General features: G+C 38.6%; 12 protein-coding genes and 1 riboswitch. Of the genes, 4 read left to right on the top strand and 8 right to left on the bottom strand.

The features are described 5' to 3' along the window. Window positions 1-2: 2 nt before the first annotated feature. The 6 genes from RR062_03450 to RR062_03425 form a co-directional block, all read right to left on the bottom strand. A complete protein-coding gene (locus RR062_03450; protein ID MEG2026767.1) occupies window positions 3-731 on the bottom strand; it encodes a ComF family protein in 729 nt (242 codons plus the stop codon). Then, window positions 715-2,949, bottom strand: coding sequence for an ATP-dependent RecD-like DNA helicase (locus RR062_03445; protein MEG2026766.1), 2,235 nt, complete (start codon window positions 2,947-2,949; stop codon window positions 715-717). The genes RR062_03450 and RR062_03445 overlap by 17 nt, the downstream gene beginning before the upstream one ends. Window positions 2,950-2,952: 3 nt before the next feature. After that, the gene (metK, locus tag RR062_03440) at window positions 2,953-4,086 is read right to left on the bottom strand and encodes a methionine adenosyltransferase (GenBank protein MEG2026765.1); all 1,134 of its coding nucleotides are present in this window, start codon (window positions 4,084-4,086) and stop codon (window positions 2,953-2,955) included. Window positions 4,087-4,151: 65 nt separating this feature from the next. Next, window positions 4,152-4,252: riboswitch (SAM riboswitch) on the bottom strand. A gap of 110 nt (window positions 4,253-4,362) precedes the next feature. Next, entirely contained in the window at window positions 4,363-4,902 is a 540-nt protein-coding gene (gene hpt / locus RR062_03435) for a hypoxanthine phosphoribosyltransferase (protein MEG2026764.1), read from the bottom strand. 12 nt (window positions 4,903-4,914) lie between these two features. Continuing rightward, entirely contained in the window at window positions 4,915-6,195 is a 1,281-nt protein-coding gene (tilS, locus tag RR062_03430; GenBank protein ID MEG2026763.1) for a tRNA lysidine(34) synthetase TilS, read from the bottom strand. Between the two features lie 54 nt (window positions 6,196-6,249). Continuing rightward, entirely contained in the window at window positions 6,250-6,396 is a 147-nt protein-coding gene (locus RR062_03425) for a hypothetical protein (protein MEG2026762.1), read from the bottom strand. Between the two features lie 141 nt (window positions 6,397-6,537). Here RR062_03425 and RR062_03420 point away from each other — a divergent pair, with 141 nt between their 5' ends. After that, window positions 6,538-7,533: a hypothetical protein gene (locus RR062_03420; GenBank protein ID MEG2026761.1), complete on the top strand. Its 996-nt coding sequence runs from the start codon at window positions 6,538-6,540 to the stop codon at window positions 7,531-7,533. Beyond that, window positions 7,533-8,663, top strand: coding sequence for an InlB B-repeat-containing protein (locus RR062_03415; GenBank protein ID MEG2026760.1), 1,131 nt, complete (start codon window positions 7,533-7,535; stop codon window positions 8,661-8,663). Before RR062_03420 ends, RR062_03415 begins: the two co-directional genes overlap by 1 nt. A gap of 168 nt (window positions 8,664-8,831) precedes the next feature. Here RR062_03415 and RR062_03410 read toward each other — a convergent pair whose 3' ends face one another. Beyond that, window positions 8,832-9,584, bottom strand: a complete 753-nt coding sequence (locus RR062_03410) for an undecaprenyl-diphosphate phosphatase (GenBank protein MEG2026759.1) — start codon at window positions 9,582-9,584, stop codon at window positions 8,832-8,834. Window positions 9,585-9,687: 103 nt separating this feature from the next. Between RR062_03410 and ychF the strand changes: the two genes are divergently transcribed. Both ychF and RR062_03400 read left to right on the top strand, forming a co-directional pair. Then, on the top strand, window positions 9,688-10,770 hold the full coding sequence (gene ychF, locus RR062_03405) for a redox-regulated ATPase YchF (protein MEG2026758.1): 1,083 nt from the start codon (window positions 9,688-9,690) through the stop codon (window positions 10,768-10,770). Between the two features lie 217 nt (window positions 10,771-10,987). Next, window positions 10,988-12,652, top strand: a complete 1,665-nt coding sequence (locus RR062_03400) for an MFS transporter (GenBank protein MEG2026757.1) — start codon at window positions 10,988-10,990, stop codon at window positions 12,650-12,652. Window positions 12,653-12,880: 228 nt separating this feature from the next. On the opposite strand, the gene RR062_03395 is transcribed toward RR062_03400, so the two are convergent. Continuing rightward, window positions 12,881-14,800, bottom strand: a complete 1,920-nt coding sequence (locus tag RR062_03395) for an MFS transporter (protein ID MEG2026756.1) — start codon at window positions 14,798-14,800, stop codon at window positions 12,881-12,883. Window positions 14,801-14,844 lie beyond the last annotated feature (44 nt).

Below are 14,844 nucleotides of genomic sequence, written 5' to 3'. Positions count from 1 at the left end.
ATTTACTCCGTTTTTATAGTTTCCTTGCGACTTGCAAGGGTTAATACATAGGTAGTTGCGTTGGCTTTGCTAAAAATTCGAGAGCATTCGTTTGCAGTAGCGCCCGTTGTCAACACGTCGTCTATAAGCAAAATATTCTTATCTTTAATTATATTTTTGTCAATTAGTTGAAATGCGTTGTTGAGGTTTCGCATACGCTCTACATAATTGAGCTTTTCTTGCGGTTGAGTTTGTTTAATTTTTTCAAGAGTTTGAACATATTTCAAGCCTAGTATATCACAAAAACTACTCGCAAGTAAATAAGATTGATTATATCCACGCTCTTTTTTATCAATTTCGTGCATCGGCACAGATGTAACTAGGTCGATATCTAGATTAAGGCAAGCAAAATAGTCTGCTAACAGTTTGGCAAAAGGGAGAGCGTAACTTGAACGACCGCCAAACTTAAAAGAGTGCATAAGGCGTTGAACTTCGCCTTCAAAGATAAGCGGAGAATACGCTCGCTTAAAATAACATTCTCTTTTTCCGCATTTGCTACAATAATTGCTTATTCCATAAATCGCCGTACCGCAATTGTCGCAAGTTTTGCCATTATTATAACTGAGAAGTTTCAAACAATCTTTACATAGATATAAGCCGTCAAAAATATCTCGCCTGCAACCAATACAACAAAAATCATAGTTTCCTAGCGTTTGAGCTATTTGTTGTTTAATCTTAAACGATACCTTCATATCTCTTAAAGTCCTCGTTTAAAAATTTATCTAGTAGGGTCGTACGCTCGCTTATATAATTGTTGTGCACAACCATTGACAAAATCTTTTTGTTGCAAACTAATACTACCACTTTTTTTGCCCTGGTAACTGCGGTATAAAGCAAGTTTTTGTTGAGAATTGTAGGAGGCCCGGATACTAAGGGTATAACTACGCAATCGAACTCGCTACCTTGACTCTTATGAATTGTCATAGCGTAAGCTAGGCTTAAATTGTATAAGTCAACGTTATTATATTGAGCCGTCCGTCCGTCGTCAAAAAGAATTTCTAGGGTGTTACTCGATTTATTTACCGAATTAATTACGCCGATATCGCCGTTAAATACGCCTTGCCCATACTCTATCGAACCGAAAATTCCACTTTTATACCAATCAAGCGAGTAGTCGTTGACAGTTTGCATAACTCGGTCGCCAACTCTAAACGTAGTATCGCCTAATTTAATCTCTTGTTTGCTTGTAGAAGCGGGGTTAAGCAAACGTTGCAATGATTTATTGCTATTGTCAACTCCGGCGACTCCGCTCTTTAATGCGCCCAAAAGCTGAATTTCTCCGCCTTCTACGCCCTTATAAGTCGGCAAACGCTTTGAAATAAGTTGCATACATTCTTCAAAAACTTCGTCTTGACTATTTTTAGATATTATAAAGAAGTCTTTACTGGCGTTGTTGCAAATTGGCATTTTACAATTATTGATTAAATGAGCGTTGCTAATAATCAAACTGTCTTGTTCCTGCCTATAAATATGAGTTAGATATTTGACGTCTATTACACCGCTAGAAATAATATTGGAAAGCACGTTACCTGCGCCAACTGAGGGAAGTTGGTCTTTGTCGCCTACAAGTATAAGCCGTGTAGAGGAATCTAGCGCCTTAAACAAGCTGTAAGCGATAGAAACATCAACCATTGACACCTCGTCTACGATTACTACGTCGGCTTGAAGCGGATTGTATTGGTCGTAAAGAAAGCCCATCTTGCCATTAGAGTAACCTGCGCCCAACAAGCGGTGAATGGTCTTAGCCTCTTTGCCCGTTGAAAGCGCAAGCCGTTTGCTGGCTCTGCCCGTTGGACTAGTGAGCTCTATTTTTTTGCCAAAAGTCGAATAAATATGCGTTATGCACTTAATAATTGTGGTTTTGCCCGTTCCCGGTCCGCCTGTAATTACAGTTACGCCATTAGTAAGCGAGCTAATTATGGCTTCTTTTTGACTATTGTGCAATTTAATATTATTAATACGCTCAAATTCGGCAATTAAAGAAGAAAAATCGCCTTGAACGTCTATTGATTGATTCTTAATTTGAATTAATTTTGCCGAGATAGCTTTTTCCATATTGTAATACTTAGAGAGCGACACGCAACTTGTCAAACCTATGTCAAATACTCTAATCGTAACGTCAAGCGTAAGCCTGCCTATAATCTCGTCATAGACCGAAGCGTATTTATCTAACAAATCAAGTTCAAGCAAATTAGAAACCTTGCTTGTTAAGTCGTCTTTTGATATAAAAGTATTGCCGAGTTTTTCGGCGCTTTCTTTAAGGCAATAGATTATTCCCGCACGCAAACGAAAGGGCGAATCATAGTCTATGCCCATATTGTGGGCTATTCTATCGGCAGAAATAAAACCGATACCGTCAATATCGTCGATTAATTTATAAGGATTTTGACTGACTACGCTTTTAGTTGCGTCTTGATAAACGTTATAAATTTTTACCGCCGTATTTATAGTAATGTTGTATTGTTGCAAAAACATTATTTGCTGTTGCATAGTTACAATACTCTTGTAACTGCTTGCGATATCATTTGCTTTATTTACGCTAATGCCTTTGATATTAGCAAGTAAAGCTGGCTCTTTTTCTATTATTTCCAAAGTATTTACGCCAAAAGCGTCGTAAATTTTTTTCGCAGTAGCTTCGCCTATGCCTTTAATTAATCCGCTTGACAAATATTTAATAATGCCCTCTTGACTTTGCGGAGCCCTTATAGTAAAGTTTTGCACGACAAATTGCTCGCCATATTGCGAGTGCGTAGTTAGGTAACCGCTTAAAACAAGTTGCTCTCCCTTAGATATAACCGGGAGATTGCCTACGCAAGTATATTCTTTGTCGCTTGCTTTAACCGAAATTACCGAATAGCCGTTTTGCTGATTATAAAAAATAATGTCGCTGACTACGCCTTGAATTTCCATTAATTACCTTAAATATTTGCTTAATTTTTGAGCCATATCGGTTTGCTCCCACGAACAATCTTCTCTGCCAAATGCGCCGTAAGTAGCCGTCTTTTTATAAATAGGCCTACGTAAATCAAGTTTATTAATTATGCCTTGCGGTGTTAAGTCAAATTCTTTGCGGACAATGTCGGTTAATTCTTGTTTGCTTAGTTTGGAAGTTCCAAAAGTTTCAACGTCGATAGAAACAGGTTCGGCTACGCCGATACAGTAACATACTTGTAGTTGAACCTTGCTAGCTAATTTAGAGGCTACTAAATTTTTGCAAATATAGCGAGCCATATAGGTTGCCGAACGGTCAACCTTACTAGGGTCTTTACCTGAAAAAGAACCGCCACCGTGAGGGCAACTACTGCCGTAAGTGTCGACAATGATCTTTCTACCCGTAAGTCCGGAGTCTCCGCTTGGCCCGCCTACGACAAATTTGCCGGTTGGGTTTACAAAAAACTTGGTGTCTTTGTCGAGAAGATTACTGGGAATTACAACCTTAATTACATTCTCGATAATGTCTTGACGAATACGAGCTTGGCTTACGTCGGGGGCGTGTTGAGCCGAAACAACTACGGCGTCGACTCTAATTGGAGTGTCGCCGTCATATTCTACCGTAACTTGACATTTGCCGTCCGGTCTTAAATAACTTAAAATACCTTCTTTGCGTACGGTCGCAAGTCTACGAGCAATCTTATGCGACAGCATAATAGGCATAGGCATAAGTTCGGGCGTTTCGTTACACGCATAACCAAACATCATACCTTGGTCGCCTGCGCCTAGACGGTCAACGCCTAAGGCAATATCGGGCGATTGTTCGGTAATGCTTGTAAGCACGGCGCAAGTAGAAGCGTCGAAACCAAACTTAGCCCTAGTGTAGCCGATGTCGGCGATAGTTTGACGAGCTATCGATTGAATGTCTACATAGCAATTAGTAGTAATTTCACCCATAATAAAAGTTGTGCCACAACAAACGACGGTTTCGCAAGCTACTCTTGCCGAACTGTCTTTTTCTAAAATTGCGTCTAAAATAGCGTCGCTAATTTGGTCGCAAATTTTGTCGGGGTGTCCTTCGGTGACGCTTTCGCTGGTAAATAATTTTTTATCCATTTTATCCTCACAAAAAAAGTTGTCTAGCCCAAAAAGGAAAAGACAACAATAAAGTTAAATTTGTTGCCCTATCTTTCAGGTTTCCCTGCGGAATTTAGCACCTTAAACATAAGTAAGGTTGCTGTGTATTCAACGGGTCCGTTCCCTCCAACACTCGTGATAGGTTGTTAATAAAATTATATTATATAGTAAACAATTTGTCAACACCTTTTTTAGCAAGCCAAAAAGCTATTAAAAATATACTTTTTAGCTATTTAAAAAATATGTAATTATCGTTTATTTATAGCAATTCTCGTGCAAAATACCTATAAAGTCAAGCCCTCTGTACTTTTCGGCATAGTCAAGTCCGTAACCAATTACAAATTCGTCGGGAATGTCAAAACCAAGATAATCAATGGTAATATCAATTTTTCTACGAGAGGGTTTGCTGAGCAAGCTTGCTATACGCACGCTATTTGCGCCCCTTGTCTTTAACAAATTGACTATAAAATTCATAGTTACGCCGGTATCGATTATATCTTCGACCATTATAATATCTTTGCCGTCGACGGAGTTGTCAAAGTCCTTGTTAAATCTTACTTCGCCACTACTGCGAGTGCTAGAACCATAAGTGCTTATGTCGATAAAGTCAACCGTACAACCTAGTTCTATTTTACGAATTAAATCTGCAAAGAATATCCAACTGCCTTTAAGTACGCCAACAATTAAGGGGTCTTTGCCTTTGTAATCTTTGGTAATCATTGCGCCTAACTCGGTTACTCTTTGCTCTAACTGTTCTTTTGTAATAAGTACCTCTTTAACATCTTTACATTGCATTTGTTATTTCTCCTATTTGTAATTAATGTAATATACGTTGGAATCGTCGTCGACTTTAATGGTACGACTGATTTCTACGCCAACTATTGCCAGTATATCTTGCCCGTTTGCAAGAACAACAAGCTTATCCCTGTCTTTAAGCGGAATTTTAATATCCGTAAGATAGTCGCTTAAACTTACCGTACCGCCCCCAAACTTGGCAAATTTGTCGCCTTGACGCCTTGTTCTAAAAACTGCGGTTGGCGGAACTTTGTTTAAGTCTATTTTATTGCCCGACACAACCTTGCTTACGGTTACTACACGATTTGCAATCGTAGTATCGCCAACGCTAAACGGGCAACTTTGTATAACTTCTTGGGCATTGCTAGAAAGACCTACGCTAGAAATATTTATACTATTGTAATCCCTATACGCTATAAAGTCAAAGGGTAAATTTAAACTTTTACCAACAATTTTGTCGCTTAGGCTACAAATATCTTTAATATGAACTTGTTCGATATCAACATTTACCCCTAATTTGCTAAAAATTATAAAAATGGCTCGGCTGACAAGAGGCAAAGGACACTCAAAAAGTTGTAGCGGTATAATGGCAGTTTTGTTGTCGACTTCGACCGAATAAATATTCAGCAATTCGTTCGCTTGCCGTATAAGATAAACTTGGTCGGCGGAAATTAACTTAGAAAAATTTATTATATTGTCAAGATAATTTGCGTTAACTTTTTTGCAATCGGGCAAAATAACCTTGCGAACAAAGTTGCGAGTGTAAGTTATATCGTCGTTAGTGTGGTCTATTACGTAAGAAACGGAGTTCTCTTTTGCGTATTGTTCGATTTGTTGTCTTGAACAATCAATTAAGGGTCTAAAAAGACGAGGCGTGTCTATAATACCCAAAGCGCCTTTTGCTCCGCTACCCCTAAGTAAGTGCATAAGTATAGTTTCGGCGTTGTCATTTTTGTTATGAGCAAGACAAATTATTTTTCCGTCGGCAAATTTTTCTAAAACATCGTGCCTAAGTAGCCTTGCCGAAGTTTCTTGCGAAAGGTGGTTTTTTTGTTGATGGCTAGGTACGTCGACGCAAAGAATATTACATTCTACGCTATAACGCTTGCAAAAGTCGGCGACAAACAAGCAATCTTGTTTGGCTGTTTGGCGAATATTGTGATTTACCGTTGCAACGCAAAAGTCGCCCTTGTAATGCTTGATAAAGATGTCAAGCATTACCATAGAGTCTATTCCGCCCGAAACGGCAAGGACAACGGGTTGATTGTTAAGTAATTTAAGCTTTTCTAACATAAAAATATTATATCAAAAAAAGTCATATTTAGCAATAACTACGTTCAAAATATACTAATTGAAATATTTATATTCTCCCTTACATTTGCTACACGTATAGCCGTCTTTTTGATAACAGTCCATACAAACTACTTGCCTACAATTAGGACATATTACAGCCTTGTTTGTTTCAATAGGTTTTTTACAGCGTTTACACTTCATACTTAGTACCTCCTAATTTAATTATTGACAAAAAGCAATCAAATAATAATTAAGTTGGAAGAACTTGATTAAAAATATTGACAGTAAGCTTTATAATATATAGACAAGAATATATCTTACCTTTTGAAAAAGGAGAAGAAAATGGCAATAGTTAACTACTACCTACGGTTTACAGAAAACCGTGAATTAGTCGCTCTAAGCAAAATGTACATAAGCGAAGGCGACAATCTTACTACAAGGTTAAAGGTAATTGTGCCTGCCACACTTGCAAACTACAATTACAATTTAGAATTTTTTAATGGCAAAAGTAGATTTGTAAGTCCGCAATTACTTAGTATCGCCGACGCTCAATACACTTCGGTGCTTTATTACGACCTTGAAAATTGTATTGCAAGGAGGGGAAACGTCTATATTCAACTTGTAGCTAGGGAGGCTACAAACTCAAAAATTGTACTTAAAAGCGATTTAACTTGTTCGCTTGAAGTAAAAGAATCGGTCTCAGCAAACTTGAACACTACGGTAAATAACGACATTATCGCAAAAATGTTCTTGCAAATTGCAGATACCCAAACCGCTATCAAAAATTGTAACGACACCGCAACTCAACTTATAGCAGATAAAGCTACGGGAATGTATACCGGAGCAAAGGGCGAGAAAGGTGACAAAGGTGACAGAGGAATACAAGGCATACAGGGCGAAAAGGGTATACAGGGTATACAAGGAATACAAGGCGAAAAGGGCGACAGAGGAATACAAGGTATACAAGGCATACAAGGCGTTCGGGGTGAAAAGGGCGACAGAGGCGACAGCGGAATACAAGGCGCACAAGGGGTTCAGGGTATACAGGGGGTTCAGGGTATACAGGGCGAAAAAGGTAATGTCGGCGTAACCATAAAACAAGTCAGGGTCAGCCTTACCGGGACGGCAAGCCCTTACCTAGCTAGCGTTAGCGACAATCTAATTACCGCAAACGCTTATGTAAAAATATATCCTTCTAACAAAGAAACTCTAACTGCGCTTACTAACTTAGTAAGCAAAATTCCTACCGTATATGTTGGAAGTTTTGTCTTAGAGCTTACAAGTAACGTTGCGCCTACGCTTGACTTGACATACGAAATATTGGAGATTACAGCATAATGTTTACAAATTTACAATTATTTGCCTATCCGCAATCCGGAGAAATCAATGCTTATGAAAGACTTATAATTAGCTACTTTACAAACAATATTCCAAAAACGCATATAATTACCACTCGGTCAACTATTCGTTCTGCTGAATCAATAACTATGCAGGAGAATTGGTTTTTCGCTATGGATATGACGGAAGCTACATGTAATCAGTGTAAACCTGTATTAGACGAAATGTTAGCCTTTCTTAGTGCTTTCACTCCTGCGCCAGATTTTTCATTTGATGCGTCTTTTAATTCTACATTTAATGATTATATTACCAGATACTTTAAAATAATAGGACTTAATATAACGAGGACGGGACTTAACAAACAAACTTTTACCGATAGTTCCGGCAAGGCCGTAGCAATACTTAAAAATGTATTTTTAGGCGGTGGTTATATGGTAGTAGCCGAACTTAACGGCGGTACTTATACAAATGGCGATAAAGGTAACATTGACACTACCGATAATTATAATCTTAACCTACCTTCGCAACCGCCAACTAAGCCCGGCTATACTTTTGCCGGTTGGTATGCCGATAGCGCATTTACAACCCCAGTTGCAAACGGCGAACCATTAATACCATTAGGAAATTCTAACGACCAAGTTATAATTAATGCAAAATGGACGGCAATTCCTAGCGGATACTCAGTAGACTACAATTCTAACGGCGGTAGCGCCGTAACAAGTTTAACAGGAGTAACCGCTCTACCTAACCCTTTGCCAACTCCTACTAAGCAAGGCTTTGCTTTTGCCGGTTGGTATACCGAACCCGCTACTGCTAATTTAGCAGTTGCAGGTTCGGCAATTACAGCTAACGTCACAATTTACGCAAAATGGAACATAATAACTTACGCAATTACCTACCACCTAGACGGCGGACAACACGACGGTCTTAATCCGCCTAATTACACCGTCGCTACGCCTACAATAAATCTATTTACCGCAAGTAAGTTTGGCTATACTTTCGGCGGTTGGTTTACCGACTCGGGCTACCTTGTTCAAGCAACCCCGATAACTCTCGGCAGTACGGGCGAAAGAGAATTCTTCGCTCTATTTAGTAGAACTATGGCAAAAGGCGGATACGTAGATATATAACAAGAACAAAAAATGTTCTCTTTGTTAAATAAAAATTATTGTTAAAAATTATATTTATTTTTTGATATATTTATTGTTAGTTATATTTATTGTTAGTTACGCAAAACTTAATTCTTTAACTAAAAAAGGGCTTAAAACTAATTTTAAGCCCTTTAACTTATTTAAAAATTACAGCAATATTAAACTTGTAATAAGCGGTAGAACTAAATAAATTGCAAAATATACAAGTTTCTTAGTAGAAGCAAGCTTACTTACTACCCTTATAGACAGGCAACCTACAAGAAAAGCGACTACAATACCGATTACAACGCAATACCAACTGACGTCAACCGGAGTCTTAATAGCTTCGTACCCTTCGACAAGCGCAGAACCGCAAATAATTGGAATAGACATTAAAAAACTAAAATCTACGGCTTGAACCCTATTTACCCCAAACAACGAAAGCGTGGCTATGGTGCTACCGCTACGAGATAGACCGGGCAAAACGGCTATTCCCTGCACAACGCCGGTAATAATTGGAGGCAAAAATCTACTCTCTAACGGTAAATCGCCCTTAGAAAAAAAGTGGTTTGCCAGCAAAACAAATATGGTAAGCGCAAAGCCTATCGGCAGTAGAGAGTCTAAAATTTCTTCGGGTACGAATATCTTTACAAGCAAAGCTATGGCAACAGTAGGAATAGTGGCTAAAACCAACATAAGAAAGACCTTTCTATACGCCTTAGTAAACAATAAAAAAATCTTCTTGCGTAAAATAATAACTACCGAAAGCAAAGTCCCCACGTGCAAAAAAACGTTAAAAAATAAATCATTTGGAATATTAAATAATTGTCCGGCAAGTATTAAATGTCCGCTAGAAGAAATTGGCAAAAATTCGGTTAACCCTTGTAAAGCGCCTAAAAATACGCTCTCCCAAATATTCATTATTTTTCACCCCTTTATATTTACAAACCTAGAAATCTACTGTATAATTATAACACAAAAGCAATTTTTTTAGAACAATATTTATTAATTGGAGAACGTAAAAATGAAATTAGGGGTTGTTGGGCTACCTAACGTAGGTAAAAGCACACTATTTAACGCCATAACTAAGGCGGGGGCAGAATGCGCAAACTATCCATTCTGCACAATCGAGGCAAACGTAGGCGTAGTCGCCGTCCCCGACGAAAGACTAGATAAATTAGCAAACCTTTACGCAAGTAAAAAAATTACGCCCGCTACGGTTAAATTTGTAGATATAGCCGGGCTAGTCAAGGGCGCAAGCAAGGGCGAAGGGCTAGGCAACAAATTCTTGTCCCATATTAGAGAAGTCGACGCTATCGTTCACGTAGTAAGATGTTTTAACGACCCTAACGTAGTTCACGTTGACGCCGTCGTCAACCCTAGTAGCGATGTAGAAACAATCAACCTCGAACTAATATTTGCCGACATCGACACGCTAAATTCTAGGTTAGACAAAGCCAAAGTAATGGCAAAGTCGGGCGAAAAGAAATATCAACAAATGATAGAAACCTACCAGAAGTTGCTCGACCACTTAACGCAAGGCAAACTTGCTCGTACTCTTGACCTTGACGAACAAGAAAAAGAAATATCGCAAGATTTGTTACTTCTTACTGCAAAGCCGGTAATATATGTCGCAAATATAGGCGAAGACGACTTAGGACAAGATTGTCCGCTAGTAGACCAACTTAAAGCAAGCGTAGACGGCGAAGAAGTTATAACGCTATGCGCAAAAGTTGAAGAAGAATTGCAACACCTTAGCAAGGAAGAACGAGAAATGTTTCTTGAAAGTTATGGCATAACTAAGGGGGGTCTTGAAAGGCTAATCGAAAAGTCATATAAATTGCTTGGGCTAATATCTTACCTTACGGCAGGCGAAAAAGAAACAAGAGCGTGGACTATCGAAGAAGGTACGAAAGCTCCGCAAGCCGCAGGCAAAATTCACACCGACTTTGAAAAAGGCTTTATTCGAGCTGAAATTGTCCCGTATCAAACCTTGCTAGATTGTGGCAATTACAATAACGCAAGGGAGCAAGGCAAAGTTCGTAGCGAGGGCAAGGACTACGTGATAAAAGATGGCGACGTCGTCTTATTTAGGTTTAACGTATAAGCGTATATTCGTCCTAAGCTAATAGTCAAAGGTGTTACTTAGGACTTTTTCTTATTAATCAAAACAACTTAAAGCTTATTTGCCTAAAATTACGCTAGCGAAAAACGCCTACACATTAATCAACAAGATAAAATTATCAATATAACACTTATAATTGTTCGCTGACAAAAAATATCAATCGTTAAAAATATTATATTTGCGTCAACAAGGAGAAAAAATGGGGCAATCTCAAACTGCAAAGGTATCTCTTGGTCAAAAACTTGCGTTTGCTTCCGCCGATATATTTGGCGGAGGAAGTTTCAACATAATAAATTTCTTATTTTTCCCCTTTCTTACCCTCGTAGTAGGCATCAACCCCTTATTTGTAAGCCCTATATTGTTTATTTCAAAATTTTGGGACGGGTTGATTGACCCCTTTATCGGCAAAATAACCGACGCAAGAAACTCAAATAGCAAATTTGGAAAAAGACGCTTCTTTATGCTAATATCCGCCCCTATAATGTTTGTAGCCTTTGTACTGCTCTTTTTCCCCTGGAATATGCTGTTTACAAGTCAACTGGTAAAAATTATATTTGTCATTGTTGTATATATGCTATACTCTACGGCTCAATCATTTATTCTTATACCATATTTTTCGCTTGGTAGCGAAATGACCGACGATTACAACCAACGCAACAAGGTAAATGCGGTTAGAATAGCCTTTTCTATACTTAGTTCGCTAATTTGCGTAGCCGTCCCTAGTATGATAGCTTCGCCTAGCAAGGCGGACAATGGTCTTGGCTATATCTATATGGCTATAATTTTTGGCGCAATCTTTGCCGTATCGGTAATTGTAACGGCTTTATTTGCCAAAGAACAAGTCCGCACTTTGCCCGTTAAACAAAAATTAAGCTTAAAAGAATTTTTTAAACCTCTAAAATTAAAGACTTACCGTCAATATTTGGGTATGCAAATGTGTACGAGTATGGCTATGGCGGTAATGAGTAGTTTCTTCTTTGTGTTTTGCGACTTCTATTTAAGAAAATATACTTATTATGCAATTACTTCGCAAACGCTTGGCGCATTAGATACGGCAAGTAGATTCCCTATCGCAACAATTTCGGCGGTTATAATGTTTCTATCGCAAATAATCGCTTTACCCGTTAACCTTATGTTAATTAAGAGATTTGGCAAGAGAACGACTTATATAGTTGGTGCGATTATTTGGGCGACCTTTACGTTGTCGCTACTATTACTGCCTACTGAAAGTCTTGCCCCTACGGTTACGCAAACAATAAACAATAGCGGTGGCATTAATTACCACTTTACCAGCGTGTCGGGCGCAAGCGACTTAGTCATTATGATACTTGCATTTTGCATTGGTTATGGGCTGGGCGCTTGCGTATTTGTGCCTCATTCTTCTTTCGGCGACGTGTGCAACGTAGGCGAATTATGTTTTGGTAAGCGCACCGAGGGGAGTTTCTCGGGGCTTACAAACTTTCTCAATACCGTTGCGCAGGCGCTTGGGCTAGCTCTACCGCCTATTGCGCTTGGACTATGTAAATATACGCCGACGCAATACGTAACGCTTGCAGAGTACAATAGCTACCTTACAAACGACCTTCTTGCGGTAGAAAAACTAGGTATGGCGCTTGACAATTTCCGTGTGATAATTTCTGGCGGAAACGTACAGCTTAGCCCCTTGATTCAACAACATTCGGCGCAAGTTGCTCTACTACTTACCATTGTAATAATTCCGCTAATTATAATTATCTTTGGAATAATTATAGCTAGCAAATTTAAACTCAACCGAGAAAAACAACAAAAAATAGTAGAATTATTGTCAAATAAAGATAGCCCCGACTATGAACGACAAAGGGAAGAAATACTTAAATCATTATAAATAAAGTTGATTAGTTCTATTGTGTTAAAATAATAAATTTGTAAAGTAGGTCTTGCTTAGATAAAATATACATTAAAAAGTTGGCTAAGAGGCGTAAGGTTTAAGCAAAAATAAACCACATCAAAACTAACCTATACGACAATATAAACAAGGCGTTATAAAAAAAATTAGCGGAGAAACTTAAAAATTTCTCCGCTAAAAATTAATGTAGATTTAAATAAATATTATTTATTCCTTAGGATTAGGTTGTTCTTCTACTACTTCTTGGTTTGCGACTTCTTGTTCGCTTGAAGTAAGTTCTGCTTGTCTTCTATTAATTTCAACTAACATCTTGTCATAATAAGGTTCGTCGATTATAAATTTCTTGCTCTGTATTATCCAAGCTATAAGTAAGAAAAGTACGGGAACTATGCTTACAAACAAACGCAAAACTATTCGTGTAGTCAAACTGCCCTTGTCTTTAAAGTGAATGTCGGCTGTGCCTTCCATTATTAACACATTGTCCTTCATATAATCGCCAACGCTAAGTTCGTAGACAAAATAATTGTCGCCTGTTGGGCGTTCTTCGAGCTGTTCGTCGGTTAAATCTTTAAGCCTGCCTAACGCTACTAAATTGTTGTCGCCTTTAAGCTCCTCGCCCTTTACATTATAAGTATGTCTAATTATAATTGCGTCGCCTACGACATTGATATAGTTAGCGTCAAGTTGAGTCGTGCTCATAAGTTTGTCGGCAAGAATTCTCTCGTTTATGGTAATAACCATATTATTATATTCGGTTGAACCTTCTTCGAGAGCTTTCAAGTCGTCGAGATAATCTTGCGTAATCTCAATATATTTGGTTTGATTAATTAAGTCCATCTTGCCAAACATATTCTTCTGCGTTTCAACCATTGAGATTGATTGAGAAAGAATAAATATACCGCTAATAATTAAGGCAAGCGTGGTAATACCAAATTGTAAAGCGCTTGCAAATTTAGCCATAAATGGACGCAAAGTCGACACTACGGCTTCGTTGCGTTCGCCCGAAATGTAGTCGTTATACTCTACGCAGTTAGTCATATTAATTATGCTTGACATGTAAAATAACGATTGACCGGCTGAAATTAACACGCAAATTGCGCCTAACGCAATTATGTTAAACGAACCGCCCCAGCCCATACAACCTATTGCGATATAACCGATTATGGCTACCATTATACTTAAAAATTGTATCTTCTTTCTGCCTATTCGGTTAGCGAGCAAAGGATAGATAATGTTGATTACTACGCTTGTTACGCCATAAACTGCTACTATTATAAAATAGTTTGCACCTGCGTAACCAACCTCTAAATAAAGAAGGTTGAGCGCAAGCGCTACAAGTAGAGCCGAACCGATGTTGTAGAACAACATTGACAGCGTCATCCAAAGAATTTGGTCGTTCTTCTTGATAACTTGCCACATCTTTTTGAGAGAAACTTTTTCTTGTTTAAGCCCCTCGGGACGAGGTTGTTCTTTTACGCCAAACGCCGTCATAATTTGAAAACCTATAAAGGCGACGGCGACTACTATCGACAATACGCCGTAAGCTTTAAGTACGTTGCCGGTTGCAAGCGTAGGTATAAGCCCTTGCGCTATGATTGCGCCCAAACCTGCAAAAAGTACGGTAAGAGTAGTTACGTTGTTACGTTCCTTGTTGACGCTAGATAAGCTAGGTAGCATTGCCCAGTAGCCTATGTCGTTCATTGTAAAAGTAGACTCCCACAATAAATACGCAAATATCATAAAGGCTACAAAACTCCACCCGGTAAGCGATTGAACGTTAAACATTAAAATAATAACTAAACCGCAAGATACTGCGCCGATTAATATCCAAGGCTTAAACTTACCCCATTTCATGTGCGTGCCTTCGATAATTGCGCCCATCATCGGGTCGTTGATTGCGTCCCAAACTCTACCGCCAACGCCTATTGCAAGGCTAATTGTGGTAAATTGCGCAAGCGTTAAAGGAATACCAAACTGTATGTATGCAAGCAAAAAGCTCGCAATTAAAGTATAGGCCATATCTCTGCCGATACCACCGATTGAAAACAACCATTTGTTTCGGTTAAAGGTTTTTCGACGAGTGACTTCAATTTCGCCTAAGTCTTGTTCTAGTACTGCTTCGCTCATATTTTTACCTCCGTATATATTAATGTTTAATTTAATTATAGCAA

Source organism: Clostridia bacterium, from assembly GCA_036654455.1.
Lineage (GTDB): Bacteria > Bacillota > Clostridia > Christensenellales > CAG-314 > JAVVRZ01.
Note: the sequence above shows the minus strand (reverse complement) of the source record. Positions and strands in the feature narration are given on the sequence as shown.

What these genes read in the sequence shown, in the direction of transcription:
- RR062_03445 (MEG2026766.1), bottom strand. Translation starts at nt 2,949, where the DNA reads ATGGAAATTCAAGGCGTAGTCAGCGACATTATTTTTTATAATCAGCAA.
- RR062_03420 (MEG2026761.1), top strand. Translation starts at nt 6,538, where the DNA reads ATGGCAATAGTTAACTACTACCTACGGTTTACAGAAAACCGTGAATTA.
- RR062_03400 (MEG2026757.1), top strand. Translation starts at nt 10,988, where the DNA reads ATGGGGCAATCTCAAACTGCAAAGGTATCTCTTGGTCAAAAACTTGCG.
- RR062_03415 (MEG2026760.1), top strand. Translation starts at nt 7,533, where the DNA reads ATGTTTACAAATTTACAATTATTTGCCTATCCGCAATCCGGAGAAATC.
- tilS (MEG2026763.1), bottom strand. Translation starts at nt 6,195, where the DNA reads ATGTTAGAAAAGCTTAAATTACTTAACAATCAACCCGTTGTCCTTGCC.
- RR062_03425 (MEG2026762.1), bottom strand. Translation starts at nt 6,396, where the DNA reads ATGAAGTGTAAACGCTGTAAAAAACCTATTGAAACAAACAAGGCTGTA.
- hpt (MEG2026764.1), bottom strand. Translation starts at nt 4,902, where the DNA reads ATGCAATGTAAAGATGTTAAAGAGGTACTTATTACAAAAGAACAGTTA.
- metK (MEG2026765.1), bottom strand. Translation starts at nt 4,086, where the DNA reads ATGGATAAAAAATTATTTACCAGCGAAAGCGTCACCGAAGGACACCCC.
- RR062_03410 (MEG2026759.1), bottom strand. Translation starts at nt 9,584, where the DNA reads ATGAATATTTGGGAGAGCGTATTTTTAGGCGCTTTACAAGGGTTAACC.
- RR062_03395 (MEG2026756.1), bottom strand. Translation starts at nt 14,800, where the DNA reads ATGAGCGAAGCAGTACTAGAACAAGACTTAGGCGAAATTGAAGTCACT.
- ychF (MEG2026758.1), top strand. Translation starts at nt 9,688, where the DNA reads ATGAAATTAGGGGTTGTTGGGCTACCTAACGTAGGTAAAAGCACACTA.
- RR062_03450 (MEG2026767.1), bottom strand. Translation starts at nt 731, where the DNA reads ATGAAGGTATCGTTTAAGATTAAACAACAAATAGCTCAAACGCTAGGA.